This window comes from Metabacillus malikii, assembly GCF_030813355.1.
GTDB classification, from domain to species: Bacteria; Bacillota; Bacilli; order Bacillales; family Bacillaceae; genus Metabacillus; species Metabacillus malikii.
In genome coordinates, this window is sequence record NZ_JAUSUD010000009.1 from 63954 (window position 1) to 90543 (window position 26590).

Genomic DNA, 26590 nt, shown 5'->3' on the forward strand with positions numbered 1-26590 from the left:
TAACCTCCTTTATTAAGCTCGTTTAAATTGTTTTAAGAAACGCACATCATCTGTATAGAAATGACGAATGTCATCAACGCCGTATTTAAGCATCGCTATACGCTCTGCGCCAATTCCAAATGCAAAGCCACTGTATTCATTTGGATCAAATCCACCCATTTCGAGAACATTCGGATGAACCATTCCTGCTCCTAGTATTTCAATCCAACCTGTTCCTTTACAGATGTTACAGCCTTTACCTCCACATGAGAAACATGATACATCAACTTCTACAGACGGCTCTGTAAATGGGAAGAAACTTGGTCTAAGACGGATTTCACGTTCAGCACCAAACATTTTTTTCGCAAATACCTCAAGTGTCCCTTTCAAGTCACTCATTCTAATGTTTTTATCTACAACAAGTCCTTCAATTTGTGTAAATTGGTGTGAGTGTGTCGCATCATCATTGTCGCGTCGGTACACTTTACCTGGACAAATGATTTTAACCGGTCCTTTACCTTCATGTTTTTGCATTGTTCTCGCTTGTACTGGTGATGTATGTGTACGAAGTAACAATTCTTCCGTAATATAGAAAGTATCCTGCATATCGCGTGCTGGATGACCTTTCGGCAGATTCATGGCTTCAAAGTTAAAATAGTCTGTTTCCACTTCAGGACCTTCTGCAATTTGATAGCCCATGCCGAGGAATAAATCTTCAATCTCTTCTAATACAGCTGTTAAAGGATGATGATTACCAACTCGGATTGGTCTTCCAGGTAATGTAACATCAATTGTTTCTTTCGCTAGTTTCTTTTCAACTTCCGCTTGTTCAAGAAGTACCTGCTTATTTGTAATAGCTGTCGCGATTGCTTCGCGTACTTCATTTGCAAGTGCTCCCATTACTGGACGCTCTTCAGCAGAGAGCTTGCCCATGCCTCTAAGTACTTCAGTAATTGGCCCTTTCTTACCTAAATACGCAACACGAATGTCATTTAATGCTTTTAATTCTAGTGCCTGTTCTACTTTTTCAAGTGCTTCTTGTTGTAGCTGCTTTAGTTGCTCTTGCATTGTATTTCCTCCTTTAAATTGACTTTACTTCATTAACATTTTGGCAAAATAAAAAACCCGCCCCAAAAAGGGACGAGTTGATATCGCGTTACCACCCTTGTTAGCCAATGCTCAAATTTTCAGCATTCGACTCACTTCATTTCGTTAACGGCAAAAACCGGAGCACCTTTACGTATGAAGCTTTCATACGGTCCAAGTGTCAACTCGAGAGGTGAATTCATTTACTACCATCTAAAAATGCTTCCAGTCTATGGCATTTCTCCCTGTGTAGACGTACTGTAAACTACTCTTCTCTGTCAACGTTGCTACTTCATATGTAATTCTATCTTATTATAATCAAAACGAATTGTTCCCGCAACTACTCATGTAAATGATAAAGAAGAATACCTGTCGCAATGGCTACGTTTAATGATTCAGCCCCGCCATAAATTGGGATAAAGAGATTTTTAGAAGTCTTCTCTAGCAGTTCAGTGTGAACACCATTTCCTTCGTTACCAATTAATAGACTATATTTTTTTTGCGGAGATACGTTACGATAATCGACTCCGTTTTGCAACGAGGTCCCATAAACAGGGATATCTTTCGACTTCAGGTTATCGATCCAATCAGATAGATTACCTTTTATTATCGGTAAATGGAAAATCGAACCTTGACTCGAACGAATCACTTTTGAGTTGTAGTGATCGACTGTTCCGTCACCTAAGACAATTCCATCAACCCCTGCAGCATCAGCCGTTCTAATAATTGTTCCTAAGTTGCCAGGATCTTGTATACTGTCGATTAACAGGATACGTTCCCAGTTATCTGAAGAAGCACTTGGTTTCATTTCACAGATGGCCGCAACCCCCTGCGGTGCCTCTGTATCACTAATCGTCTTCATAACTTCTTTCGTTACAAGCTTTACACTTAAATCATCTACATTCCAGTGGCTTGGCAGGGATACTTCAGTTGATATAATCAAATCCCGAATGATTTCTTTAGTCTTCAAGGCTTCTTCTACTAAATGAAGTCCTTCGATTAAGTATGTTCCAGTCGCTTCACGTTCTTTTTTAGTATGTAATTTCTTCCATTGTTTAACTTTTTGATTTTTGACAGATTCTATACGTTCCACTTGTATTCTCCTTACTTAGCTATTACAAATACTCTTATCATCATACATAATTTTCAAGCGTTTAACAAATGATAATCGTAAATCTGAGCCTAACTACCGGCTTAATCAAAAAAAGGGGTGTTTTATCGTGAACTTAAATTTACGAAATGCTGTTATTTCAAATGTATCTGGCAATACGCAAGCACAGTTAGAGGATACTATCGTCGATGCGATTCAAAGTGGTGAAGAAAAGATGTTACCTGGGTTAGGTGTATTATTTGAAGTCATTTGGCAAAATGCGGATAGAAAAGATAAACAGGAGATGTTAGAGACATTAGAGAATGGGTTGAAGAAGTAATGAAAAGGAGGCATTTCGCCTCCTTTTTTTAATCAAATGTAATACGATTGACCGTTTCGCGGTCAAGTCGTTTGACAACTTCAGTAATTAATTTTACCGCATGTTCATAATCATCACGATGCAGCATCGCAGCATGTGAGTGAATATAACGAGTCGCAATTGTTATAGACAATGCGGGTACTCCATTTGCTGAAATGTGAATCGAACCGGAATCAGTGCCACCGCCCGGCATAGATTCAAATTGATATGGGATATCTAGCTCTTCAGCAGTCGAAATGACAAAATCACGTAAACCTTTATGTGAAACCATTGAAGCATCGTATAACACAATTTGTGGACCGTCACCCATTTTACTCGCTGCTTCTTTATCTGTAACTCCCGGTGTATCTCCTGCAATTCCTACATCTACACCGAACGCAATATCTGGTTCAATGAGATTAGCCGATGTTTTCGCACCGCGTAATCCAACTTCCTCTTGAACAGTACCTACTCCATACACAATGTTTGGATGCTTTTCATTCTTTAAGTTTTTCAATACGTCAATAGCGATTGCACAGCCAATACGATTGTCCCACGCTTTTGCTAGAAGCATTTTTTCATTTTTCATCACAGTAAATTCAAAGTATGGAACAACTTGATCTCCTGGCATGACACCAAATTCCTTTGCTTCCTCACGACTTGAAGCACCAATATCGATAAACATATCTTTAATTTCTACTGGTTTTTTGCGTGCATCCGGTGAAAGGATATGTGGCGGCTTAGAACCGATGATTCCTGTCACATCACCTTTTTTCGTAATAATTGTTACGCGCTGTGCAAGCATAACTTGCGACCACCAGCCACCAACTGTTTGGAAACGAAGAAAGCCTTTGTCATCTATTTGTGTGACCATAAAGCCTACTTCATCTAAATGACCAGCAATCATAATTTTAGGTCCGTTTTCCTCACCGACCTTTTTGGCAACTAAACTTCCTAAATTATCCGTTGTTACTTCATCAGCATAATTTGATATGTACTTTTTCATCACGTCACGAACTTCACGTTCATTACCTGGAATACCTCGAGCATCTGTTAGCTCTTTCAGCATTGTTAATGTTTCATCTAGCTTTGTCATCCATTTTGCCTCCTTCAATTAACAAGCTACAATTAAGTATACATGAAGATGTAATGATTACGAAATCATTCAACCTGATTAATAGCCCTGCATCTGTCTTTCGTGGTTTACATCATTTTTAGCTACGTAAGCCTGTTCAATTTGCTCATTTGAAAAACCTAGTAGTTTACCCAAGTGGATATAGTGGTTAAATAGCGTTACATAGTTCTCAGATGTTAGTTTTTGTTTTAATGTTGCAATTGATTCATAAATTGTTAGAAATTGCTCCGTAACCGTGCGATCCTCACCACCTTCAAAATGCAAATCTGTTTTATCTAGTTTCAATTCTAGGCCAATTGATAAAATAAAGTGAATGCCATCAACATATTCCTCTAAGATGACTTGAACAGGTGCAGGTGGCTTCACACTCCAAAACTTAAAACATCTTGTTTCATTGGCAAGCTCACCTACCTCAACAAGTAACGCTAATAGTTTTTTCTCAATTAATGGTTCATTATGAAGGCCATGTTTCGCTTCAATTTTTTCGTCTAATTCTTTCTGCATTGAAAATAGTTTATCTAAATTCAAATGTATTCCTCCATTCACTAAATACTTCTTATACTGTTTCTAAAAGGTTTCTACCCATGAATTTCCTCTCACATATTACGAGAATTCGTAATGAACTTAATCTCCACTAATACTTAGAAACAACATTTTTTTAGTAAGACCTTAAAAAAATTATAACAAATTGAAAAAAACTTGAAACCTTTTTTAAACTCATCCGTAAATAAGGGTAAAATACCTCCCGGGAGGGTCTCAATTATGTTTATCATATTAATTCGTTTACTAGTTTTCGCTTTGATCATATTCCTTATTTACAGTGGATTTAAATATTTATTTAACCCTAAAAGAAAATTAGAGTTGGCTAAAGAGCAAAAGCAATTTTATTTTTTAGACGATAAGGAAGATGTCAGAAAAAACTTTATGGTGACCTATAAAGGTGTCTTATTTGAAGGAGAAAAATACTTAGGGACGACTTCACAATCATTTGAAGTTGTATCGATTTTTGTTTGGGCAAAATCCTCTAGTGCCCTGCAAGGATTAACCCTTAAGGACTTTTATTATATAGAAGAGGAAATTAAGCAGCGTTATCCATATGCAGACGTCGATTGGAAAAGTCCGATAAAAGAATTACTAGATAAAAAACGCAGCCAAGGTGAAAAATGGAGTTAGACAAAGCGAGGTACAAAAAGGGGGTCTGACTTCTCGCAACTCAAATTTCTAGAATGAGAGGTAATCATTCTAGAAATTGTGTTTGTGGGGTCGACCCTTTTGTTTTTAATCAAGTTCATGTTTGATAAATCTTTCAACTGATTCATCTAATAACCTTTCCCGATTCGGGTCCTCATTCACATCTGAATCTACTTCTAAGTGTTGGTTTGAAATATGCTTATCATTGTCTTTTCTCTTCATTTGTCTGTTTCCATTCCTTTAAAGGTAGTAGATAAAATAAATAAACAATTAAAATTTTACATTAACCTTTTTGCTTCACAAAAAAATCATCCCACTTAATGAATGCTTGTTTCTCACGTAGGACGTAGACAAGAATGAATAAGATAATCATTAGTGATCCTAAAAATAAAGGTGATAGCTTTTGAAGGAAAGCACCTAAAAAAGTGAAACATATGCATGACGGGATGTGTGTGACCAAAGATAATTTAACGTATCGCTTAAAAGATTTAGCCTTTTCTAATATACAAAAGCATATTAATGAGAAGTTCATAAATGGAATTAATCTCAGTATAATAATTTGGCCAAAAGATATATTTGTATACGCCCCAATATATTTCTCTTTCATATTGACTAATCTTTCATAAAATGATGGCAGCAGTTTTGTCATACTGTAAAAAAGAATACTCGACCCCGTTAACCCGATTAACGAGTAAATTGACCCTAATTCTCCTCCGAATAACACACCACCAACAATACATACGACAGCAACCGGAATAAAGAGAAACTGTCTAATGAGATGAAATAAAATAAAAACGATAGGTGCAAAAAAACCTGTTGTCTGAATCGCACTTACGACAGAGGATGTAGCTAGTTCAATCGTCCTCACCACTTTCTTGTTAGCATTTCAAAAGATGTGTGCAGTGCTTCGATACAGTTTACGAGGACTTCGCTATAGTTATGCTAAACTTTTATATAGGTAAACAAAAAGTAATAAATGACCTATAAAAATAAGCGGGAGTCCATATTTAAATATGGCATGCTTTGTTTTATGACGAAAGTGATTCATTCCTAGAGTTGCACCTAATGCTCCCCCGATAATTGCAATAAGCCATATCGTAGATTCCTTTATACGCCATTCTCCACGTCTAGCGCGGTTTTTATCAATCCCCATTAAACTAAAGCTAATCAGATTAACGGCAAGATAGATTGTAATTAAGATAACCATTACTACGCTCCTTTCAAGAAAATGGAAAAAAGCTGACTCATCGGTGAGTCAGCTTTATATTACAATTATTTGTTTAGTTGTGCTTTTGCAGCATCAGCTAATTGTGCAAATGCTTTTTCATCAGCCACAGCTAAGTCAGCAAGCATTTTACGGTTTACTTCAATACCAGCTAGCTTTAAGCCATGCATTAAACGGCTATATGAAAGACCATTTACACGAGCAGCTGCGTTGATACGAGTAATCCAAAGCTTACGGAAGTCACGTTTTTTCTGACGACGGTCACGGTAAGCATATAAGTAAGATTTCATTACTTGTTGGTTTGCTACTTTATATAATGTATGTTTAGAACCGAAATAACCTTTAGCTAATTTTAAAACTTTTTTACGACGTTTACGTGAAACGATACCGCCTTTTACTCTTGGCATATAAATTCCCTCCTATATTACGGTGTGTACGATTATTTAATGTTATCTAATAAGTGACGAATGCGTTTGAAATCGCCTTTACTTACAACTGTTGATTTACGTAATTTACGTTTTGCTTTTGTAGATTTGTTTGCAAATAAGTGACTAGTGTAAGCATGTGAACGTTTAAGTTTACCAGATCCGGTCTTTTTGAAACGTTTAGCAGCTCCACGGTGAGTTTTCATTTTTGGCATAAGGTATTCCTCCTTAAGTATTATTGCTTTTCATTTTTCGGTGCTAATACTAAGAACATGCTACGTCCATCCATTTTTGGATGTGATTCAATCGTACTAATGTCCGCACATTCTGCTGAGAATCGATCAAGCACCTTCTGACCAATTCCTTTATGTGTAATAGCACGGCCTTTGAAACGGATAGAAGCTTTCACTTTATCGCCTTTTTCTAAGAACTTACGTGCATTTCGAAGCTTTGTATTAAAGTCATGTTCATCAATTGTAGGGCTCAAGCGAACCTCTTTAATATTGATAACCTTTTGATTTTTACGCGCCTCTTTGTCTTTCTTTTGCTGTTCAAAACGGAATTTTCCGTAATCCATGATACGGCATACAGGAGGCTTTGCATTTGGTGCAACTAAAACTAAATCAAGATTAGCTCTAGTAGCAATTTCTAACGCCTCTTGACGAGATTTAATTCCAAGCTGGTCTCCATTGGCACCGATTAGACGAACCTCACGTGCGCGAATTCCGTCATTTACCATCATATCTTTGCTAATAATTAGCCACCTCCAAGGTTTTTTCAACTGAATAGTAGTGATATATCCGATTTTGCTGTTGGCTTTTTTATTTCGAATAAAAATTCGAGCAATAAAAAAGTGTGGATGCACAATACACCCACACTACGATTATATTCGTTAAAAGATCATCGTAACCTGGCAACTACAAAACGGATGTGTCAATCAGGTGAGAAGCGGGTGCTTCTGCTTTATCATATAATAGACTATTCAATTACCTTGCAAATTATATCATTACTACAAAGATTTTGCAAGTAGAGCATTGCTTTTTTAACAACAAAATTAATTCTATCAAAAGGTTTCATTTCTAGCAAGTCTTTTTTTATAAGTATTTGAAATGTTTATTTTCATAGTGTTTTTTAATTAGGCTGTTTTCGAAGACATTGTTGCTTTATACATAGTTAGCATTTTGGGTTGGTCTCCTCTTGCAGTACTCACGGGTAGCCGGGTGGGTGGTGAGCCTGTCTCATTGCAATCTCTTATAATGAGTATCACCATCCCCACTTCATTTGTCAGTCAATTGCCATAATAGCTTTAGCTTATTTTTTTATCTCATTTAAGATAGCTTGTTTAAATTGCTCAAAAGGAACAGTTTCTGATTTTTGTTCACCGTATTTTCGCACATTTACGGCATTTTCAGTAATTTCATTATCACCTACAACGAGCATGTAAGGGATTTTTTGCATTTGTGATTCACGGATTTTATAACCAATTTTTTCATCTCTAGAATCCAATTCAACACGTAGCCCAGCTTCCTGTAGCTGCTCTTGAACCTGTTTTGCGTAATCTAGATGAATTGCTGGCGAAACCGGAATGACTTGAACTTGTACAGGTGCAAGCCATGTCGGGAATGCTCCTTTATATTCTTCAATTAAGAATGCAACAAAGCGTTCCATTGTTGATACAACACCACGGTGAATAACAACAGGACGATGTTGTTTTCCATCCTCACCGACATAAGTTAAATCAAATCGCTCTGGAAGTAAGAAGTCTAATTGAACAGTTGAAAGTGTTTCATCTTTGCCTAATGCAGTTCTTACTTGAACATCAAGCTTAGGACCGTAGAATGCCGCTTCTCCCTCTGCTTCATAGTAGTCATGACCTAGCTCATCCATTGCATCTTTTAACATACCTTGTGCCTTTTCCCACATTGCATCGTCATCATAATACTTTTCTTTATCCTCAGGATCGCGGTAAGAAAGTCTAAAAGAATATTCTTCAATTCCGAAATCTTTATAAACAGCTTCTACTAAGCGAACAACACGAATAAATTCATCTTTAATCTGGTCAGGACGTACAAAGATATGTGCATCATTTAATGTCATCCCACGAACACGTTGTAAACCTGTTAATGCTCCAGACATTTCATAGCGGTGCATTGTCCCGAGTTCTGCAATACGAATTGGTAATTCGCGGTAGCTATGAATATCATTTTTATAAATCATCATATGGTGTGGACAGTTCATTGGACGGAGAACTAAGTCTTCATTATCCATTTCCATAATCGGGAACATATCTTCTTGATAATGCTGCCAGTGCCCAGAAGTTTTATATAATTCTACATTTGCCAATACAGGTGTATAAACGTGCTGATAGCCAAGACGCTCTTCCTTGTCAACGATGTAACGCTCGACAATGCGGCGGATTGTTGCACCTTTTGGCAACCATAGTGGTAAGCCTTGTCCAACCTTTTGATTAGTTGTAAATAAGCTTAATTCTTTCCCAATCTTACGGTGGTCACGTTCTTTTGCTTCTTCAAGAATTCGCATATGCTCATCTAAATCAGCCTTTTTAAAAAATGCAGTTCCATAAATACGTTGAAGCATTTTGTTTTTACTATCACCACGCCAGTATGCTCCAGCAACGCTTAATAGTTTAAATTCTTTAATTTTCCCAGTTGAAGGGAGATGAACACCCCGACATAAATCGAAGAACTCACCTTGCTCATAAATTGAAACTGTCTCACCTTCTGGAATTGCTTCTAAAAGCTCAAGTTTTAAAGGATCCTGTAATTCCTCATAGCGCTGTTTTGCTTCTTCACGGCTCACTTCAACACGAGTAATTTCTAGGTTTTCATTGACGATTTTCTTCATTTCCTTTTCGATAGCAGGTAAATCCTCAGGTGTAATGGCACGCTCCATATCGATGTCATAGTAGAAGCCACTTTCGATAACTGGACCAATTCCAAGTTTAATTGATTCATCTTTGAATAGGCGTTTAATTGCTTGTGCCATTAAATGTGCAGTTGAATGGCGTAAAATTTCTAACGCGTCATTACTATCTTGTGTAACGATCTCAATTTTGCCACTTTCTTTTATAGGTGCTCGCAAGTCAATAAGATTCCCGTCTAATTTTCCAGCAAGGGATTTCTTTTTTAACCCAGGGCTAATGGATGCAGCAACTTCTTCTGTTGTTGTTCCAGCTGCAAACTCCTTTACAGCACCGTCTGGAAATTCAAGTTTTAATACATCTGACATTGCTTATCTCTCCTTTTAGCTTAAATTCTTCATATTTTATCGATAACCAATCCTCTACCTGTAAGGCTTCATCTAACAATGGGCAAAAAAATAAACCCGTCCCCTATAAAAGGGACGAGTTTTTACTCTTGTCAATGGATCGTGGTTCCACCCTTATTCCCAAATTTAAAAACACATACATAAATTTGGCTTAAAAATCGATAACGGGAAGACCGTCAGTTATTACTAAGTGAACTGTTCACAACTGAAGTTTAAAGGTGGTAAGATCGATAATCGTGTTAGGAAGGTCACAGCAATCCTTCCCTCTCTTGGAACCGTATTGTCAATCTCTTGTCCTTATCATAACTGTTAGAATGATTGGTTATTTTCAATTAATCATATTATAAAGATTCTTATTTCAAAAATCAAGCAAGAATCGAATCAAACCTTAAATGCACAGAGCTTATGTATGCTTACACGTTCTTGGAATACGTTTTGAACGGTTTGGACCATTCCATCAAACGGGTCGTCTGTATAAAAAGTGATTTGTTTCGGTGCAATAGAAACGATTGGGCCTAAAAGGTTTGAATCGACATACATTGGATGCTGTGCGATAAACGTTTCATCTAAATTTGATTTTAGCTCATCATCACTGATTTCTTTTTGTTGATCATTAAATACTTTATACGTATTTGAATTACTTTCATGAACAATTGATAACTGCTCGATTTTACATTCTCTTTTTTCAAGTAGTTCGCGTAAATTTTGGATAAAATTTTGGTAATCTTGTTCAAGTTTATACTCTTCAATCGCTACTTCTACTACTTCACGTAAACGATATGCGTATTCACGAAGGCGAAATTTCTCAAATGAAGCAAAACTGAAAAATAAATCTGGCCTTAGAAACTGTTCAAGTGTATCCTTTAGAATTTCTTCACGATGGGTGAATTCTTGAATTCCAGGTATATCTTTGCGCTCACCTTCAATAATTGACTGTGCAATATGGAGAATTTGTTGTTGTTCTTCATCATCTGTAAAGTAATAGTCTTCATGTATCATCGACAACATCATATGGTGTTCTTTATGGTTTACAATAAATTGTACAATACCTGGTATGACTAAGCCTTCTAACGAACGGTCCCAAATCTTCGGAATAATTTTGACGCATCGTTGGTTAACTAATTGAAGTTCTGATTCAAACCCTTTACATAATGAATGAAAGATAGAATAAATTACTTTTGCCTCTTTCGGAGACTTTAATAAAATCTCGAGCATGATTGTCCCCCCTATTTGCCAACACATGTTTCATGTATATGGGGGAATGGAGGAATTTAGAAGTAATAATTTGTTTTGTATGGTGCATGGAAAAGATTAATGAGATGAGTAGGAAAACGGGGGCGGTTTTAAATACTATAAAAAAACGGCAAAGTCCAGTTTCAGACTTGCCGTTTGTTCTTTTACATATCTCTTCGATTTTTACCTATTAACTCAATCGGAATCGCCATATGTTTTATCCGCTCCATAATACGTGCTGCCTTGACTGGCTCCTCTTCTCCACGTTGTGAGATAGATAGATGGTGTTGTAATTGTTTTAAGTTAAAATTTGATGAGAAAAATGTTGGTAAATTTTCTAGCATCCGATATTGTAAAATAGTCCCGAGAATTTCGTCTCTAGACCAACTAGACATTGCTTCAGCACCAATATCATCGAGCATAAGGACCGGGATTTTTTTCACTGCTTCTATTTTCTCATCCAGTGAGGAATCTTGAAATGACCCTTTTAATTCCCGCATAAACTCAGGAACATACACTAGCATTGATGACACTTTATGTGAAGCTAGTTCATTCGCAATTGCTCCTAGTATATATGTTTTTCCTACACCGAAAGAACCGTGTAAATATAAGCCTTTTGCACGTTTACCGTTATTATATTGTTCAACAAAATCTTGGGCTAACCCAATAACTTTTAGTCTAGTTGGGTCATCGACATCGATCTCCTCAAATTGAGCTTCTAAAATATCCTTTGGAATATACATGCTTTTTATTAATAAAGCATGCTTTTTCCGCTCATCATGGATTTCCTTTGAAGGACATTTTTCATACTGAATATTAATCATTTTACCTTCTATCACAAGCTTAGGGTGATATCCCTCAAGTAAATTTTTACATTCAGAAAGAGATGGACAGTCATGACAGTTTTTACTTTGATTGACAAATTCAAAAAGCTTTACTAAACTTCTGTCGATCATTCCATCTTCTATTTCTGCAGCATGATTCGTGATAAAAGATTGAACCTCTGGATTGTTTAATACTTGATTTTTAAGATGATTATAACGTGATTGGAAATCAGGGCGATTCGTTAAATTTTTGAAAGAATTTCTCATATGTTCCAATGTGTTCACCACACTTCCTAGTAAGGGGTTTAATTTTGTGTATTGTTTGTATCCTTATATTTTTTGATACGGTCTAATAGCTTCCTTTTTTCAGCTTCGAATTTTTCTTGTTCAATTTGGCTTGATGTAGCTTCCTTTGTATCTGCAGGTTCTTTTTGCTCTGTTATACTATCATCTTCACTTAACCAAGCAGGAAGCATTTCTTTTCGAATCGGCTTCTTTTTATAGTTTGTTTGTTTTTTATTTGTCTTTTCCTCTGCCCATTGCTGATATTGCCGGTGTTCATTTTTGGCAAGCTCCATCGCTGCTCTAACAGTTGTAATTTGCTTTCTAACCCAATGGCTAGCGATTTTTTGTACATATGCTTTCGTCAGTTTCATATCTGTTTTTAACATGACGTAATAGATTAACACATTGACAACACCTGGCTGTAATTTTTGCTGTAACATAACTTCTTCAATGATTTGCAAATCACCAACACTAGGGTTTAGTCCACCAGATACATCTGTTAAAAATTGCCGAGGAGAGATTGTCTCAAGCTGATAAATCATTTCTTCCTCTTGCGTCCTTGTCTTTGTTTCATCAACGGTTCTTAACGGAAGAGGCTGTACCTTGTCCAATAAAGCAGGCAACTCATCACCATATTTAAATTGATACCAATCCCTTGCTGATTTCCGTAACTGTTCAATATCGATTTCATCATATTGATTAATACTATTCATTAATACATTTTTCATTTCAACTGCATCAATACCGTATAAATAGGATAATTTTTTTATTACCTCTTTTACAGATGCAGTAATGGCACGAGTCGGAATAATCGATTCAGATAAGCCTGAAAAAAATAAGTCAAAATTAAAGACATCATCAGCTATTTCAATTGATGCACGTTTTTCCGTTTGCATAAATTCTCGTTCTGTTGATAAGGTTAAGTCATTTAATGTTTCTTTATTAATCTTCGCAATCATATTTGCTGATTGATTTGAATCAAAAATGTCGTTAAAACTGCGTGTAATATCCTTCATATCTTTATCAATTTTCTCATCGGAAAAGAACTCTTTTAGTTGTAAATATTTCGTTTTACCTACACGGTTATAAAGATAGATGTTAAGCACACCATCTTGAAAAAATTCATCAGGTCTTAATGGCGCCTGTAATTCGTATAGATATGACTTTATTTCATCAGTTTCTTTCATATATGACTTTAACAAACCTAACCCTTCAAGCTTCAATCTTTCTTGATAAATTTCCCGTAAATTAGATTGCATTGTCGTCATTAAACTATGGTGTGTTGAATCCACGCCCCAGAGGCGGTTCTGCTCAAGCTCCCCCCATAATGTCATATAGAGGCTAAAACCTTTTGAACCTATTAGCGGCTGATATAATAACGTTAAAATTTTTCTGTCTAAATCTTGAAGGATAGAACTACTCTTTACTATATACCGATCGATAGCTAGCAACTCTTTCCAATGCTGTTGTTCCATCCCTAAAACCCTTTCTTTAAGCCTATTCTCTATTGAAAAAAGAGCTAGAAGATGTTTCTTCATGAGCTCTCATTTTTCACATAACTATTTAACCTTTTTTATTAAATCAGACAGTTCTTCAATAAATACATTAATATCTTTAAATTGTCGATAGACAGAGGCAAACCGTACGTAGGCTACCTCATCAACTTTCGCTAGCCTGTCCATCACCATCTCACCGACTAATTCACTATTAACTTCTGATACACCTTGATTTCGAAGTTCTTTTTCTATATCATGGACAATGTCTTCTAGCTTTTGTAGAGGGACTGGACGTTTTTCACAGGCCCTAATAAGCCCTCTTAATATCTTATCACGGCTAAACTCTTCTCTGGTACCTTCTTTTTTCACAACAATTAATGGAATTTCTTCCACCTTTTCGAAGGTTGTGAATCGAAATAGACACTCTTCACATTCCCTTCGACGTCTTATTGCTCTACTATCATCAACAGGCCTTGAGTCAAGGACTCTCGTTCCGTTATGCTGACATGAAGGACATCTCATCTTACCAGCTCCATTCAAAATGTCAAGTTTCTACTAATTACTTCTACTAGTCCCGATAAAATTTTCCTTTTTATCAAGCTTACTATATAGATTTAATATTACCTTTCTACTATAACCAAAGTCTGTTGGTAAGAATGTATCTGTTGTTACGGTAAAATCAACAGCTGTTTCAATCGGACGAACCGATACAATTGTCACGACTAAAAAAGCTTTTCTTGGTGAGGTGATGTTTACACTCATTTCGCCCCGTTCTTCAGAAATGGAAGTAATCGTCATCCCTGGTGTTTGTTCAATTAATTCTTTTACTGATTGTACTGCTTTTTTATATGTAAGTTTGTAATAATGACTTTGTAAATTAGGGTTGTAATGCTTTTCTCTTGTTTCCTGATGTGTACTGAAGAAATCTTTTACTTTATTTAAAAAACTCATTTGTTAAGTTTCCCCTTCCCAGTTAGAAATATTTTCAGACAGTATGATATTCTATTGTTTTTTCTTAAATCTTGGCTGTTATTGAGTTCGTTATTAATTATTTGTAATACCTGTCGTTATGGCAGTTACTCTTTTAGTGAAGCTATCATAAATTTAGACATTTCCATTTGCCTCCGGGTACTTTACTGTTTACCAATAACGTTAAGTAACACACTGTCCCAAAACTACAAATAATTAGAATAAGCGCTCCTATGTTATCATTCGAGTCGTTAATAATATTTTACCATACAAACTATGTACTTAGTCTATTGATGAGTTCAGATATTCTTTTAGTACAAATAAAATATATTATCTCTATCATACTGAAAAATTACGACAATAAAAAGAGGTGCGGAATAAATAATCCAACACCTCTGTATATTCCATTTATTAAAAGGCTTTTTCATTTACTCGTTTCAGTTCTATCGGACCCTTCCCGCGAGGAATTTCAACTGTTTCTCTTGTTTGGGCATTTAATGTTTCCGCGATATAGTCAACAGCTACATTTGGATTTAAATCTCCACATGTATAGACATCAATACTTGCATAGCCATGCTCAGGAAAACTATGAATGGTTAGATGAGATTCTGAGATGATGACAACACCACTAACTCCTTGTGGCGCAAATTTATGAAAGGCTACTTCTCTAACTTCAGCACCCGTTTTAAGCGCGGCCTGAACAAATGTTTTTTCAATAAAATCGATGTCATTAAGTTTCTCAATGTCACATCCCCATAATTCTGAGATGACGTGTCTACCGATTGTTTCCATGTACATGTCTCCCCCTTTACATATAACGAAATGAATTCTTTGCTAATGGTATACATGGTACTACCACGGGGGATCGTTAGTCCTAAAGGCCCTAACCCTTAAGTAGCCGACATACCTTGCATTCGTTAAGAAGTTCACGAAAAAGTATACTTTGTTTCAATAGGTTTTGCAACTTTGATTAGTTGTATATAAGATCTGTAACCGTTAGGCTCGTACACCATTTACTATTAGTCGTATTTGCTTAATATATTCATGACGAATCCTTCAATATGAATAGATTGAAGGATGTGTTGAACGATTAAAAGACCTCCTCATTTGTATTATGAAGAAGGCCCACGCTACTTAATGTATGATATAACTTAAAATGTCATGTAGCTGTTTTTTCGTTTCCTCGATTGTTCCATTATTGTTAATCAGTTCATCTGCTAATAATCGTTTTTCTGTTAACGGCATTTGGGATTGAATTCGCAGTACAGCTTCTTCCTCAGAGAAACCATTTCGTTGCATCAATCGTTTTAATTGGGTTTCTTCATCGACATATACAAGAATTGTTTTATCAACTAAGTAGGTTAACTTACTTTCAAATAGTAACGGAATATCAAGGACAACCGCATTTGAATGTTTTCGTTTCTCGTCTTCGATCTGTTTCAACATTTCTAATCGAATCGCGGGGTGGACGATTTCATTTAGCTGAAGGCGCTTCTGTTCACTAGAGAATATTATTTCGCCAAGCTTTCCACGATTGATTTCACCATTATCAAGCAATATATCTAAACCAAATGTTTCAACTATTTGTTGATATGCCGGTTTTCCAATTTCAACAACTTCCCTTGCAATCACATCTGCATCAATGACACGAATTCCCAACTCTCGTATCATCTTCGAAACTGTACTCTTCCCACTTGCAATGCCACCAGTTAATCCAAGTACTATCGTCACATTTTATCCTCCATCTATTATAATTTCCATACCCCTATCATAATGAGGATAATCCCTGGGAGGCAAGAAAATTTATTCATCCAAGAAAATTTAGAAAAGATGTTACCTGACCTAATTCCTAACAAAACAAACATCGAACTCATTGCCGCGACTAGTAAGCTCATGATTAATGGGGAGTAACCTAATAAAGCAGCCCCGATTCCAGCTCCAAAGGCATCTAAAGATAAGGCAAATCCTAATAAAAATGCCTCGACTCCTGTTATTGTACCAGATTTATCAAAGTCAGCTGACATAGGTTTTCTTAAAATGTTGATGACGATACCTAATGTTTTAATTTCAAAATTGATTAGTGTCTTTTCAGTCTCCACTTCTTCACTTGTTTCTTTTTCCGGTCTGAAAAATTGATATAGAACCCACGCTCCAATGAGAACTAAGATAATGCCACCAAGTTTTTCGGTAATCCAAATTGGAAATATTCGTGTTAACAAATCACCAACTACCATTGCAATCAACATTGTAATAGCTGAACAACAAGCGATAATGAGGATTGACTTTATAGGAATTGTCATTTTGCGCATACCATACGTAAAACCGACTGAAAAACTATCTAAACTTACTGCGAATGCTAATAACAAAAGAGATGCCATTTGAAACATGATGCCCTAGCCCCTTCCATCTAATTGCTAACATAGTGTATGACAGTCGCCTAGATATTGTTAATAAAACGTTGCATCCCATTGTATGCAGCTATAGGACTGAAAAGACGAATGAAAGAGTTAGTTTGAATTTATAAAAGGCTCTTCTCTAAAAGATTGTTGTTTTAAGCTCAATCTTTATCAAGGATTGGTTGGAGCGTAAATGTGAGACTTCTGCGGGATGTATGGAAAGGGGATACCCCGCAGAAAGTGTGTACTGTAAGAGGAGACCATCCCAAAGCCAACTAAGTATAAAGCAACAATGTTTATGAAAAGCATTATAAAATAAGTGACAATAAAAAAAGCAAAAAAGATGAGCAACAATTGAGTGTGCTCATCTTACCAAATTATTTTTGACAGTTATGACAAAAATGTGTTCCTCTTCCTCCGACAACAGTTTTCGTCAGTGGTGTACCACATTTTTTACACGGTTCCTCAGTTCTTCCATATACGAAAAGCTGGAGTTGAAACATACCGATTTCTCCTTGCGAATTGACATAGGAACGTATTGTACTCCCACCCGCATCAACTGCCTCTTTAAGTGTCGCAATAATCTCATTATGCAATTTTTTATATTCATCTATTGTTAATTGACTCGCAATACGTTCTGGGTGAATCCCGGCCCGGAATAAGGCTTCATCTACATAAATATTGCCTAAGCCTACAACATTGGTTTGATCTAATAATGCAACTTTGATTTTCCTTGACGTTTTCTTTAAGCGGTTTTGTAAGTATTCAACCGTAAATTGATCTGAAAATGGCTCAGGTCCTAATTGGGAAAGCGGCAACTCGTTCTCCTCTTCACCTATTTTATATAGATGCATTGTGCCAAATTTTCGGACGTCGCGATAACGTAGCTCACTTCCATCTGTAAACGAAAAGATGACATGTGTATGCTTTTCAAGTTCTTCATCTGCTTGAAATAAGCCATACCTTCCTTCCATCCGTAGGTGGGAGACGAGTACGTAATCATCTAATATAAATTTTAAAAACTTTCCTCGCCGCTGTACGTCGTTAATTATTTGTCCTTTTAAAGCATCTTGAAATTGTTCAATTTCGTGTGGTTTCTTAATTATTTTTGGCCAATATACACGTACAGATTGTATTTCTTTTCCTTTAGCAAGCTCTAGTAATGTTCGGCGCACCGTCTCAACTTCAGGTAATTCCGGCATTTAATCACTTCCTTCTCCCTTCATTTCATCACTTTGCATCATACCAAGAATCACCATAAGAATAATCAACCTTTAATGGGACTTTTAATTGTACTGCGTTTTCCATCACTTCAGGGACGATTTTTTCTAAAATCTCAATCTCATCTTTAGGCGCTTCAAAAATCAGTTCATCATGAACTTGAAGTAGTAATTTTGTTTGAAGCTTCTCCGTTTTGAGTCGTGCAGCCATTTCAATCATAGCTTTCTTAATGATGTCCGCGGCACTCCCTTGTATTGGTGTATTCATCGCTGTTCTCTCTGCAAAGCTGCGCAGATTAAAATTACGGCTTGTAATTTCGGGAATATAACGTCGTCGTTGAAGTAATGTTGTAACAAAACCTTTCTCACGGGCCTCAACAACAATATCATCCATATAATGTTGGACCCCGACAAACGATTCTAAATAACGCTTAATAAATTCCCCTGCTTCCTTACGTGTAATCCCCAAACTTTGTGATAGACCATAGTCACTTATTCCATACACAATTCCGAAGTTAACTGCTTTCGCCTGTCTTCTCATGTTCGAAGTTACTTCATCCGCTTCGACATGGAAAACATCCATGGCTGTCTTAGTATGAATATCCAGATCATTTTGGAATGCTTCAATTAAGTTCTCATCACCTGCAATATGTGCAAGTACTCTCAGCTCAATTTGAGAATAATCTGCAGCAAAGATGACCCAGTCTTCCTTTGTTGGGACAAATGCTTGTCTAATTTTCTTTCCTTCTTCTAAACGGATTGGGATGTTTTGTAAATTCGGATCCGTTGAGCTCAAACGGCCAGTAGTTGTTAACACTTGATTAAATCTTGTATGAACACGATGTGTGTCGCCATGTACTACTTTAAGTAGACCTTCTATGTAAGTCGATTGCAGTTTTCCAAGCTGGCGGTAATTTAAAATTTCTTTAACAATTTCATGTTTATCCTCTAATTTTTCGAGGACATCGGCAGACGTTGAGTAACCTGTTTTTGTCTTTTTAACTACAGGTAATTGTAGCTTTTCAAATAGAATAACTCCAAGTTGTTTTGGAGAATTAATATTAAATGACTCTCCAGCATGCTCATAGATTTTACCTTCAAGTGTTGTTAATTGTTCTGCTAGCTCCTTACCCATTCGCTTTAAACGCTCAATATCTACTTTTATACCGGTTGCTTCCATTTCAGCAAGAATAACCGATAATGGCATTTCTAAATCATTAAATAAGGCAGATTGATCATTATCAGCTAACTGAATTTCTAGCTTTTCTTTTAAATCGAATATTGCTTGTCCTTTACGTACAAGGTGTTCACTTAATTCGTTTTCTTCCGGAATTGATCGTTTTGCCCCTTTTCCGTAAACAACCTCATCTGATTGCACGATTGTTAACCCATTTTTCTTCGCAACGCTTGCAACATCATCAAATGTTTCAGAAGGGTTCAATATATAAGCTGCAATAAGGACGTCAAACGTGCTGCCTCTTAGTTCGATTCCTTTCCAATGAAGAGCAACTGCTGTCTTCTTGCCGTCATATACAATTTTCTGTTTTGTTTCATCTTTTGCCCACTCTTTAAATGAAGGGGATGCTAAGGCAATATCGACCGGAATATAAAAGTTACCTCGTTCATTATGAATTGCGATTCCATGTATATCTGCCTGATGATAACTTTCTTCAAGCACTTCTACATATAGTGCTGAATCGTCAGTTAAAATTTGCGACATTTTGTCTTCGTCTGTTACTTTTTCAAAGGTAATTTCTTCAACAGTTATTTCTTCCTTTGGCACATCTCCGCCGATTTTTTCGAGCAACGTATTGAAGCCAAGTTCTTTAAATATTTTCGTCACCTTTTCCACATCGAAACCTTCATAACCGATATCATCTACAGTTATTGTGATTGGTGCCTCGCAATCAATCGTTGCTAGTTCCTTACTCATAAGGGCTTGGTCACGATTCTCTTCTAGTCTTTCCTTTAATTTTTTGCCACTAACTTTATCGATTGAACCTAGCACATCTTCTAATGTACCGAATTCCTTTAATAGCTTAATTGCTGTCTTTTCACCTACACCAGGAACACCAGGAATGTTATCGGATGAATCTCCCATTAATCCCTTCATATCGATAATTTGTTCAGGGGTTAGTCCATATTTTTCCTGAACAAATGATGGTGTATATGAATCGACATCTGTGATTCCTTTACGGGTAATATCAACGGTAACATTACTTGTGACAAGCTGTGTTAAATCTTTATCACCAGAGATTACTTTTACTTCATAACCATCCTGTTCCGCTTGTTTTGATAGTGTTCCAATAATATCATCTGCTTCATAATTTTCTAATTCATAACGAGAAACTTGATAAGCATCTAAAAGCTCTCTAATAAAAGGGAATTGCTCTGATAATTCAGGCGGTGTTTTTTGTCTCCCACCTTTATATTCCTGAAACGTCTTGTGACGGAACGTTGTTTTTCCGGCATCAAATGCGACAAGTAAATGCGAAGGCTTTTCATCCTCTAGAATCTTCATAAGAATCATTGTGAAGCCGTAAACAGCATTCGTATGTACACCTTTATCATTGTTTAATAACGGTAAAGCAAAAAAGGCACGATATGCGATACTGTTTCCGTCTATTAATACAAGTTTTTTTGACACGATTATGTTCCTCCTGTTATTCAAATCGATGTTACGTTTATTTTCTGACAGAATAAAGCGTAAACGCCTTGTTCAACCCCCGTTAGTATTAGACGATTTAGAAGAGAAGACATCCTCTACCCTCTATTCTAAATGACTTATGCCACCTAGGATTAGGCGCTGGAGCTAGTTGTCTAGCGTTTAACCACAAGTTCAAGAATTTTTATATCCTAAATATAAAAAACCATTCTCCCTCTATCTTATCATGAGTAGAAATAGAAAGGAAAATGGTTCATAAATTATATATATGTTGTGTTATTGTTCGCCCTTAAGCAATCGCGCATACGGTGAATCAAATGGAATGATGATAACCGTTTCTTCATCTAAAGTTTGTTTATAAGATTGTAATGTACGGTACATCTCGTAAAATTCCGGGTCTTTTGAATAGGTCGAATTGTAAAGCTTAGCAGCTTCACTTTCCCCTTGACTTCGAATTTCCTCTGCATCAGCTTCGGCTTTCGCTAACATTTCCTTTACTTCCCTGTCAGTATCAGCAATAATCCGATTTTTATCAGCATCCCCTTTTGATAAGTATCCTTGGGCTGTTGATTCACGTTCAGATATCATTCTTGTAAAAACTGATTGCTCATTCTCTGCTGGTAAATCTGTACGTTTTATACGGACGTCGGTGACAACAATACCGTAATTGTCTTTTTCTAGTAAGTCATTTACTATGTCTGTTACTTGGTCATTCAAACTTCCTCTTGAAGACTTTTCATCATTGATTATCTCATCGTAATTTAAGCGTCCAAATTCCGATCGAACTGTCGAAAAGACGAATTCAGCCATTTTAGTCTCAGCATTTACAAGTGTTCTTGCATTGGAAATCATCTTTTGAGGGTCTTTAATTTTCCAAACAGCATAGTTATCGATGATTAATCGTTTTTTATCCTTTGTATTAATTTCAGCCTCTTGAACATTGTACGTCATTTGGTATTTTGGTAATGTCGTAACAGATTGGATAAACGGAATTTTCATTTTCAAACCTGGTTCATCGATAATACGGACAACTTCTCCAAATTGTCTAATAACTTTATATTCATTTTCTTTCACAATAAAGAGATTTGTAAGGACTGTAATTAGTAATATGATTGAAACGAGAAGAATGATGCCCAATCGTATATATCCCTTAAAGGAAAATGTTTTTTTCTCATCTAAATTTACAACGTTATCATTGCCCATTTGTTTCACTTCCTTCACTATCAGCTGTGTTTTCTTCTGGAGGTACTACAGCCTTTGTAGCTTGTGAATCTTTAATAGGGAAATATTTCATTGTATTACCGTCGTCTTCCATAATATAAACTTCAGCATTAGGCAAAACTTGGTCGATTGTTTCTAAAAGCAGACGCGATTTTGTAATTTCTTTTGCATTGGCATATTCATTATAGATTGCATTAAATTGTGATATATCACCACGCGCCTCTTCAATACGTGCTGCTTTATCCCCTTGCGCTGCTGAGATAATTGCATCCTTTTCACCTTTTGCCTCTTCAGTACGCTGGTTTCGATATTTATCTGCTTCATTTTTCCTTGTATTCATCGTTTCACGTGCATCAGTCACATTTGTGAATGCTGCTCTTACTTCTTCATTAGGTAAGTCAACATCTTGGAGCTTTACAGCTAATATAGAGATTCCAATATCATAGTTGTCAATAAGTGTCGTTAATAATTCCTGTACTTGCTTTTCAATTTCAACTTTACCTGATGTTAGCGCATCATCAATTGTTGAGCTTCCAATAATACTACGTAACGAAGCTGATGTTGCATCCTCTAATATTTCCTTTGGATTTTCTGCATTGAATAGGTATTTACCTGGCTCAGTAATTTTCCATTGGACAACCATATCAGCAAGAACGATATTTTCATCACCTGTAATCATTTTTGTTTCTTTTGGAAAATCCTTTACCTCACCGTCTTTATTCTCTTTATATCCAAATTGTAAACTAAATGTTTCCTTTGAAAGCACTTCAACCTTTTGGATAGGCCAAGGATATTTAAAATGTAATCCCGGTTCACTAATTCCTTCTTCCACCTCACCGAGAGTAATCATTACAGCCTGCTCTGACTCATCAACTGTGTACCATGACGTAAATGCAGCGATTGCTAAAATGACAATAAGAAAGATAAATCCGATTATTGCATATATTCTTTTGATGCTAATCATCTTTTCCCCCACTTTCTCCATTCATCTTTATTATCTCCTCTATTTCATACGGATGACGTATAAAAAGGTTCCCGATTTCTGATTGTTTTCCAACCAAGTATTTTGCAAAAATGTTTTATCTAATGTTTTGTTTCTTTCCTGTATCTTTGTCTTTCATCTAAAAGATTGTGGCTTTTTGGACTTATCTATTTAAGGGTTTGCTGGAGCTGATTGCGAGACTCTTGCAGATTGCTTGGGAGTGGGTGACGTGAGCAAGCGTTTGGCGCTGAGACGATTTAAAAGCTTAGGCTGCTTGCTCATCGACGTACAAGCTCAGATGGGCATCGACTATAGATTTAGAATTCTTGATGAGCCGTAGAAGCAAAAAAAGGGACGAGAGCAGGTTTTGCTCTCGTCCAAAAGATTGGCTCCTTGGATGAAGGGGTTTTCACTATGTATCATATCAACTGTATATTAAGATAGCATAAAGTCCATGTAAATTAATTGTAAAGTATGTCGAAAAGACACTCTTTTTCAAATACGTTGCTTATTTCTTCCATTATAACGAGAAGAGAGGCTTCCTTAGAGACAATAAATTCATTATCTAGATTGAAGAAGGACTCCCCACAGAATTAGCGCTGACAGCTGAAAGGCTTTTTTAAAAACCTTTCAGTGTACGTGGAATTCGTAGAAAATCCTTCATAATCAATATCTTTGTTTAATGTTTCTTCAATACTCTTTTCCGATTATTCAAGCTTATCATTGAGACTAACAATAAAACTTGTCCCTTCACCAAGTTTACTTTGTACATTGATTTGCCCTTTATGAGCTTCAACTAAATGCTTTACAATTGCCAAACCTAGTCCGGTCCCACCGGAATTACGGCTACGCGCTCGGTCTACACGATAGAATCGCTCGAATATGCGTGGAATTTCCTCTGTCTTAATGCCAATCCCATTATCTGATACTGTTATAACAACCGTTCCATCTTGTTTTTTTGCTTCGACATGAACAGCGCCATCTTTTGGTGTATACATTAAAGCATTATTAATTAAATTTATAAATATTTGCTTAATGCGATCAATATCTCCTTCAACGATTAAATCGTCATTTGCAATTGAAAAGGTTAATAATATCTCTTTTTCTTTTGCCTTTGATTTTAGAATGATGTGAATATCCTCTAATATTTCCTTCAGATCACATTTTTGGATCGATAGTTTAAAGCCTTGCTGTTCGATTTTCGAAAGATCAAGCAAGTCTTGTACAAGTGTTTGCAAGCGGTCGCTTTCTTTTAAGATAATCGATAAAAAATATTCAGCCGTTTCGATATCATTTAATGCACCATCTAGTAGCGTCTCACTAAAGCCCTTTATCGATGTAATCGGCGTTTTTAACTCGTGCGAAACGTTGGCAACAAAGTCCTTTCTCATTTGTTCCAGCTTCTTTAGTTCTGTTATATCGTGGAAGACGAGGACGATTCCTTTCCACTCGTCATTTGTGCCAATAATAGGTGCACCATATACTTCAAAATGTCTTATTTCAATCTGTAATGGCAACTGTAATTGTTTTCTTACCTTTACTTCTGTCATAAATATCTCTTCAACCAGGTCATTAATTTCTTGATGTGAAAAGGCATCATAGTAGAGTTGATAGAGAAATTTAGCGGATTCTACATTGAATAACTCTTTGTAAGCCCGATTGACAAGGTTAATATAACCTCTCCCATCAATTAGAATAAGGCCACTTCCCATGTTTTCTATTAATGTTTGAAGACGGTCCTGTTGCATCTCTTGAGCTCGTGTCATATCTTGTAAATTTCTAGCTAATATATTAATAGATTGACTTAACATACCAGTCTCATCAATATGTTCCTCATATGTACGGGCTTTATAATTTCCTTTAGCCAATTCCATTGCTACCTTAGTTGCAGATTCAATCGGTCGCATATATTGACGTGTTATCCTTACTCCGATAAAAATGATAATAATAAACGCAATACTTAAACAAAGTGCTAATAATCCCCACATCTTTCTTATCACTTCATTAAGTTCCTCAATTGACGAACTGACGAGGACCATACCTTTATATGTATCATTATCCATTACAGGTAAACTATAATATGCCAACTTATGCTTTGAATCAGTTGTGTAATGTCCATTTGGCTTATTTTTCATAATCGGAAGAGAATTCGTCATGATATGTTGCTCATTCACTCCAGAAAATCTCCCTGAGGCATGGATTATTCGGTCTTTATCGTCAAGTACGATGATTTGTGATGTAAAGGATTCACTTATATTTGTAACAAGATTTGACGCTTCTTTTGCAGATAACCCTTTATCAAAAATTAACGTCCTTGCTAACTTGGTTTCTTGCTCTAGCATATTTTTATAAGAATTAATATAATAGCTTTGAAAAATTTGCCCTAGCAGCAACCCTAAACCTACTAACACTGAAATAATTAAAATTAGTAAACCAAATAATAAACGAGAGCGAAACTTACTCATCCATTTTAGGCTCCTCGAGCTTATATCCTAGTCCCCTAATTGTTTTTATATAAAGTGGCTTTTTTGTGTTACGTTCGATTTTCTCACGCAAATGACTTATATGCACATCGACAATTCTAGTATCGCCTGCAAAGTCATAGTCCCAAACAGCACTTAATAGTTGGTCACGTGTGAGGACACGTCCTTTATGTTTAGCAAGATACACAAGTAGCTCAAACTCTTTCGGTGTTAAATCCAAACGTTCATTTATATAGTAAGCTTCATAGTGCTCAGGAAGTACCTTTAAATCCCCAATAATCATTTGTTCTGGATCTTCTGTTTCCTTATTCTCTACTTCTATTTGCTGTAAATGGATCGATCTTCTTAAAATCGCTTTAACTCTTGCAATGACTTCGCGAGGGCTAAATGGCTTTGTCATATAATCATCTGCTCCTAATTCAAGCCCTAACACTTTGTCAAACTCATCATCTTTAGCTGTTAGCATTAAGATTGGAACCATAATCTTTCGTTGACGAAGTTCCTTGCACACTTCGAGGCCATCCATTTTTGGAAGCATTAAATCTAGTACAATTAAATCAGGCTCTTCATTCAGACATTTCTGAATACCTTCTTCACCATCCATTGCTGTTTGAACAAGATAACCTGATTTTTCCAAATTATATTGCAACAACGTTAAAATAGACTGCTCATCATCTACAACTAATATCCTCTTACTCATAAAATCCTCCAACCATCATATTTCCCCTCAAACAATTATCCAAAGAATGCTTTTTTATATTTATTATATAGTGAAACTTACTTTTCGTGGGGTTTTTTCCAAGAAAAGTTTAGGTGGAGATATACTCCAACGTATAAATATATACGCCACATACCAGATTAATAGATTGTTATAGTAGCTATTCTTTTATCATATCGTTTAACTATCTATACTTCCAGTGTAATAATTGATATTTACCTGTTATATAAGCTAATGCCCGCTAAATAAAATGAAGAATGAATCGATTGGAAACTAGAAAAAGATGAAACAGGGCTTTCTATATATTATGTTTTGAAGCTG

Annotated in this window: 27 protein-coding genes and 3 other annotated features; of the genes, 2 read left to right on the forward strand and 25 right to left on the reverse strand. The window is 36.1% G+C overall.

The genetic code is table 11. The annotated features are described in order from the left end of the window. Nucleotides 1-12 precede the first annotated feature (12 nt). The gene (gene pheS / locus J2S19_RS10565; protein WP_307341213.1) at nucleotides 13-1047 is read right to left on the reverse strand and encodes a phenylalanine--tRNA ligase subunit alpha; all 1035 of its coding nucleotides are present in this window, start codon (nucleotides 1045-1047) and stop codon (nucleotides 13-15) included. A gap of 65 nt (nucleotides 1048-1112) precedes the next feature. Further along, nucleotides 1113-1356: a binding site (T-box leader), on the reverse strand. 49 nt (nucleotides 1357-1405) lie between these two features. Further along, on the reverse strand, nucleotides 1406-2158 hold the full coding sequence (locus J2S19_RS10570; RefSeq protein ID WP_307341216.1) for a TrmH family RNA methyltransferase: 753 nt from the start codon (nucleotides 2156-2158) through the stop codon (nucleotides 1406-1408). A 127-nt stretch (nucleotides 2159-2285) separates the two neighbouring features. Here J2S19_RS10570 and sspI point away from each other — a divergent pair, with 127 nt between their 5' ends. Beyond that, on the forward strand, nucleotides 2286-2495 hold the full coding sequence (sspI, locus tag J2S19_RS10575) for a small acid-soluble spore protein SspI (RefSeq protein ID WP_307341218.1): 210 nt from the start codon (nucleotides 2286-2288) through the stop codon (nucleotides 2493-2495). A gap of 28 nt (nucleotides 2496-2523) precedes the next feature. Here sspI and J2S19_RS10580 read toward each other — a convergent pair whose 3' ends face one another. Next, nucleotides 2524-3609: a M42 family metallopeptidase gene (locus J2S19_RS10580; protein ID WP_307341221.1), complete on the reverse strand. Its 1086-nt coding sequence runs from the start codon at nucleotides 3607-3609 to the stop codon at nucleotides 2524-2526. 78 nt (nucleotides 3610-3687) lie between these two features. Continuing rightward, nucleotides 3688-4176 (reverse strand): dUTP diphosphatase, encoded by a 489-nt coding sequence (locus tag J2S19_RS10585; protein ID WP_307341225.1) that lies wholly within the window; start codon nucleotides 4174-4176, stop codon nucleotides 3688-3690. A gap of 234 nt (nucleotides 4177-4410) precedes the next feature. Here J2S19_RS10585 and J2S19_RS10590 point away from each other — a divergent pair, with 234 nt between their 5' ends. Then, a complete protein-coding gene (locus tag J2S19_RS10590; protein WP_307341228.1) occupies nucleotides 4411-4821 on the forward strand; it encodes a sigma-w pathway protein ysdB in 411 nt (136 codons plus the stop codon). 105 nt (nucleotides 4822-4926) lie between these two features. Here J2S19_RS10590 and J2S19_RS10595 read toward each other — a convergent pair whose 3' ends face one another. The 21 genes from J2S19_RS10595 to J2S19_RS10695 all read right to left on the reverse strand — a co-directional run bounded on the left by J2S19_RS10595 (nucleotide 4927) and on the right by J2S19_RS10695 (nucleotide 26251). After that, complete coding sequence (locus J2S19_RS10595; RefSeq protein ID WP_307341230.1) at nucleotides 4927-5061, reverse strand: hypothetical protein; 135 nt, start codon at nucleotides 5059-5061, stop codon at nucleotides 4927-4929. A gap of 61 nt (nucleotides 5062-5122) precedes the next feature. Further along, nucleotides 5123-5710, reverse strand: a complete 588-nt coding sequence (locus tag J2S19_RS10600) for a TVP38/TMEM64 family protein (protein ID WP_307341233.1) — start codon at nucleotides 5708-5710, stop codon at nucleotides 5123-5125. Between the two features lie 66 nt (nucleotides 5711-5776). Then, on the reverse strand, nucleotides 5777-6046 hold the full coding sequence (locus J2S19_RS10605) for a DUF1294 domain-containing protein (protein ID WP_370875122.1): 270 nt from the start codon (nucleotides 6044-6046) through the stop codon (nucleotides 5777-5779). Between the two features lie 65 nt (nucleotides 6047-6111). Beyond that, entirely contained in the window at nucleotides 6112-6471 is a 360-nt protein-coding gene (gene rplT / locus J2S19_RS10610) for a 50S ribosomal protein L20 (protein WP_095300629.1), read from the reverse strand. Between the two features lie 32 nt (nucleotides 6472-6503). After that, on the reverse strand, nucleotides 6504-6704 hold the full coding sequence (gene rpmI / locus J2S19_RS10615) for a 50S ribosomal protein L35 (RefSeq protein ID WP_066326889.1): 201 nt from the start codon (nucleotides 6702-6704) through the stop codon (nucleotides 6504-6506). Nucleotides 6705-6724: 20 nt separating this feature from the next. Continuing rightward, the gene (infC, locus tag J2S19_RS10620) at nucleotides 6725-7246 is read right to left on the reverse strand and encodes a translation initiation factor IF-3 (RefSeq protein ID WP_307341446.1); all 522 of its coding nucleotides are present in this window, start codon (nucleotides 7244-7246) and stop codon (nucleotides 6725-6727) included. Between the two features lie 84 nt (nucleotides 7247-7330). Then, nucleotides 7331-7459, reverse strand: a sequence feature (ribosomal protein L20 leader region). Between the two features lie 341 nt (nucleotides 7460-7800). Further along, nucleotides 7801-9738 carry a threonine--tRNA ligase gene (gene thrS, locus J2S19_RS10625; RefSeq protein WP_307341241.1) on the reverse strand — a complete coding sequence of 646 codons (1938 nt, stop codon included), beginning with the start codon at nucleotides 9736-9738 and terminating at the stop codon, nucleotides 7801-7803. 107 nt (nucleotides 9739-9845) lie between these two features. Further along, nucleotides 9846-10090 (reverse strand) — a binding site (T-box leader). Between the two features lie 68 nt (nucleotides 10091-10158). Continuing rightward, nucleotides 10159-10992: a putative sporulation protein YtxC gene (gene ytxC, locus J2S19_RS10630; protein ID WP_307341245.1), complete on the reverse strand. Its 834-nt coding sequence runs from the start codon at nucleotides 10990-10992 to the stop codon at nucleotides 10159-10161. 182 nt (nucleotides 10993-11174) lie between these two features. Further along, nucleotides 11175-12110: a primosomal protein DnaI gene (gene dnaI / locus J2S19_RS10635; protein WP_307341246.1), complete on the reverse strand. Its 936-nt coding sequence runs from the start codon at nucleotides 12108-12110 to the stop codon at nucleotides 11175-11177. 29 nt (nucleotides 12111-12139) lie between these two features. Next, nucleotides 12140-13594: a replication initiation and membrane attachment family protein gene (locus J2S19_RS10640; RefSeq protein WP_307341249.1), complete on the reverse strand. Its 1455-nt coding sequence runs from the start codon at nucleotides 13592-13594 to the stop codon at nucleotides 12140-12142. Nucleotides 13595-13678: 84 nt separating this feature from the next. Next, nucleotides 13679-14137 (reverse strand): transcriptional regulator NrdR, encoded by a 459-nt coding sequence (gene nrdR / locus J2S19_RS10645; protein ID WP_307341253.1) that lies wholly within the window; start codon nucleotides 14135-14137, stop codon nucleotides 13679-13681. Nucleotides 14138-14170: 33 nt separating this feature from the next. Further along, the gene (locus tag J2S19_RS10650) at nucleotides 14171-14566 is read right to left on the reverse strand and encodes a cytosolic protein (protein WP_307341256.1); all 396 of its coding nucleotides are present in this window, start codon (nucleotides 14564-14566) and stop codon (nucleotides 14171-14173) included. Nucleotides 14567-14995: 429 nt separating this feature from the next. Beyond that, the gene (gene speD / locus J2S19_RS10655) at nucleotides 14996-15376 is read right to left on the reverse strand and encodes an adenosylmethionine decarboxylase (RefSeq protein ID WP_307341259.1); all 381 of its coding nucleotides are present in this window, start codon (nucleotides 15374-15376) and stop codon (nucleotides 14996-14998) included. Nucleotides 15377-15718: 342 nt separating this feature from the next. Next, a complete protein-coding gene (gene coaE, locus J2S19_RS10660; RefSeq protein WP_307341262.1) occupies nucleotides 15719-16315 on the reverse strand; it encodes a dephospho-CoA kinase in 597 nt (198 codons plus the stop codon). A gap of 17 nt (nucleotides 16316-16332) precedes the next feature. Beyond that, nucleotides 16333-16971: a sporulation membrane protein YtaF gene (gene ytaF, locus J2S19_RS10665; RefSeq protein ID WP_307341264.1), complete on the reverse strand. Its 639-nt coding sequence runs from the start codon at nucleotides 16969-16971 to the stop codon at nucleotides 16333-16335. A gap of 386 nt (nucleotides 16972-17357) precedes the next feature. Further along, nucleotides 17358-18182: a DNA-formamidopyrimidine glycosylase gene (gene mutM, locus J2S19_RS10670; protein ID WP_307341267.1), complete on the reverse strand. Its 825-nt coding sequence runs from the start codon at nucleotides 18180-18182 to the stop codon at nucleotides 17358-17360. 28 nt (nucleotides 18183-18210) lie between these two features. Next, nucleotides 18211-20853 (reverse strand): DNA polymerase I, encoded by a 2643-nt coding sequence (polA, locus tag J2S19_RS10675; RefSeq protein ID WP_307341448.1) that lies wholly within the window; start codon nucleotides 20851-20853, stop codon nucleotides 18211-18213. Nucleotides 20854-21141: 288 nt separating this feature from the next. After that, nucleotides 21142-22068: a protease modulator HflC gene (gene hflC / locus J2S19_RS10680; protein ID WP_307341269.1), complete on the reverse strand. Its 927-nt coding sequence runs from the start codon at nucleotides 22066-22068 to the stop codon at nucleotides 21142-21144. Continuing rightward, nucleotides 22058-23050: an FtsH protease activity modulator HflK gene (gene hflK, locus J2S19_RS10685; RefSeq protein ID WP_307341271.1), complete on the reverse strand. Its 993-nt coding sequence runs from the start codon at nucleotides 23048-23050 to the stop codon at nucleotides 22058-22060. Before hflK ends, hflC begins: the two co-directional genes overlap by 11 nt. 725 nt (nucleotides 23051-23775) lie before the next feature. Continuing rightward, complete coding sequence (pnpS, locus tag J2S19_RS10690; RefSeq protein ID WP_307341273.1) at nucleotides 23776-25533, reverse strand: two-component system histidine kinase PnpS; 1758 nt, start codon at nucleotides 25531-25533, stop codon at nucleotides 23776-23778. Then, nucleotides 25526-26251, reverse strand: coding sequence for a response regulator transcription factor (locus tag J2S19_RS10695; protein WP_307341276.1), 726 nt, complete (start codon nucleotides 26249-26251; stop codon nucleotides 25526-25528). Before J2S19_RS10695 ends, pnpS begins: the two co-directional genes overlap by 8 nt. Between the last annotated feature and the right edge of the window lie 339 nt (nucleotides 26252-26590).

Excerpts from the sequence above, each read along its gene's own strand:
- pheS (WP_307341213.1), bottom strand. The coding sequence starts at position 1,047 with ATGCAAGAGCAACTAAAGCAGCTACAACAAGAAGCACTTGAAAAAGTA.
- J2S19_RS10580 (WP_307341221.1), bottom strand. The coding sequence starts at position 3,609 with ATGACAAAGCTAGATGAAACATTAACAATGCTGAAAGAGCTAACAGAT.
- J2S19_RS10590 (WP_307341228.1), top strand. The coding sequence starts at position 4,411 with ATGTTTATCATATTAATTCGTTTACTAGTTTTCGCTTTGATCATATTC.
- J2S19_RS10595 (WP_307341230.1), bottom strand. The coding sequence starts at position 5,061 with ATGAAGAGAAAAGACAATGATAAGCATATTTCAAACCAACACTTAGAA.
- J2S19_RS10605 (WP_370875122.1), bottom strand. The coding sequence starts at position 6,046 with ATGGTTATCTTAATTACAATCTATCTTGCCGTTAATCTGATTAGCTTT.
- rplT (WP_095300629.1), bottom strand. The coding sequence starts at position 6,471 with ATGCCAAGAGTAAAAGGCGGTATCGTTTCACGTAAACGTCGTAAAAAA.
- rpmI (WP_066326889.1), bottom strand. The coding sequence starts at position 6,704 with ATGCCAAAAATGAAAACTCACCGTGGAGCTGCTAAACGTTTCAAAAAG.
- thrS (WP_307341241.1), bottom strand. The coding sequence starts at position 9,738 with ATGTCAGATGTATTAAAACTTGAATTTCCAGACGGTGCTGTAAAGGAG.
- ytxC (WP_307341245.1), bottom strand. The coding sequence starts at position 10,992 with ATGCTCGAGATTTTATTAAAGTCTCCGAAAGAGGCAAAAGTAATTTAT.
- J2S19_RS10640 (WP_307341249.1), bottom strand. The coding sequence starts at position 13,594 with ATGGAACAACAGCATTGGAAAGAGTTGCTAGCTATCGATCGGTATATA.
- nrdR (WP_307341253.1), bottom strand. The coding sequence starts at position 14,137 with ATGAGATGTCCTTCATGTCAGCATAACGGAACGAGAGTCCTTGACTCA.
- J2S19_RS10650 (WP_307341256.1), bottom strand. The coding sequence starts at position 14,566 with ATGAGTTTTTTAAATAAAGTAAAAGATTTCTTCAGTACACATCAGGAA.
- speD (WP_307341259.1), bottom strand. The coding sequence starts at position 15,376 with ATGGAAACAATCGGTAGACACGTCATCTCAGAATTATGGGGATGTGAC.
- ytaF (WP_307341264.1), bottom strand. The coding sequence starts at position 16,971 with ATGTTTCAAATGGCATCTCTTTTGTTATTAGCATTCGCAGTAAGTTTA.
- mutM (WP_307341267.1), bottom strand. The coding sequence starts at position 18,182 with ATGCCGGAATTACCTGAAGTTGAGACGGTGCGCCGAACATTACTAGAG.
- hflC (WP_307341269.1), bottom strand. The coding sequence starts at position 22,068 with ATGGGCAATGATAACGTTGTAAATTTAGATGAGAAAAAAACATTTTCC.
- hflK (WP_307341271.1), bottom strand. The coding sequence starts at position 23,050 with ATGATTAGCATCAAAAGAATATATGCAATAATCGGATTTATCTTTCTT.
- pnpS (WP_307341273.1), bottom strand. The coding sequence starts at position 25,533 with ATGAGTAAGTTTCGCTCTCGTTTATTATTTGGTTTACTAATTTTAATT.
- J2S19_RS10695 (WP_307341276.1), bottom strand. The coding sequence starts at position 26,251 with ATGAGTAAGAGGATATTAGTTGTAGATGATGAGCAGTCTATTTTAACG.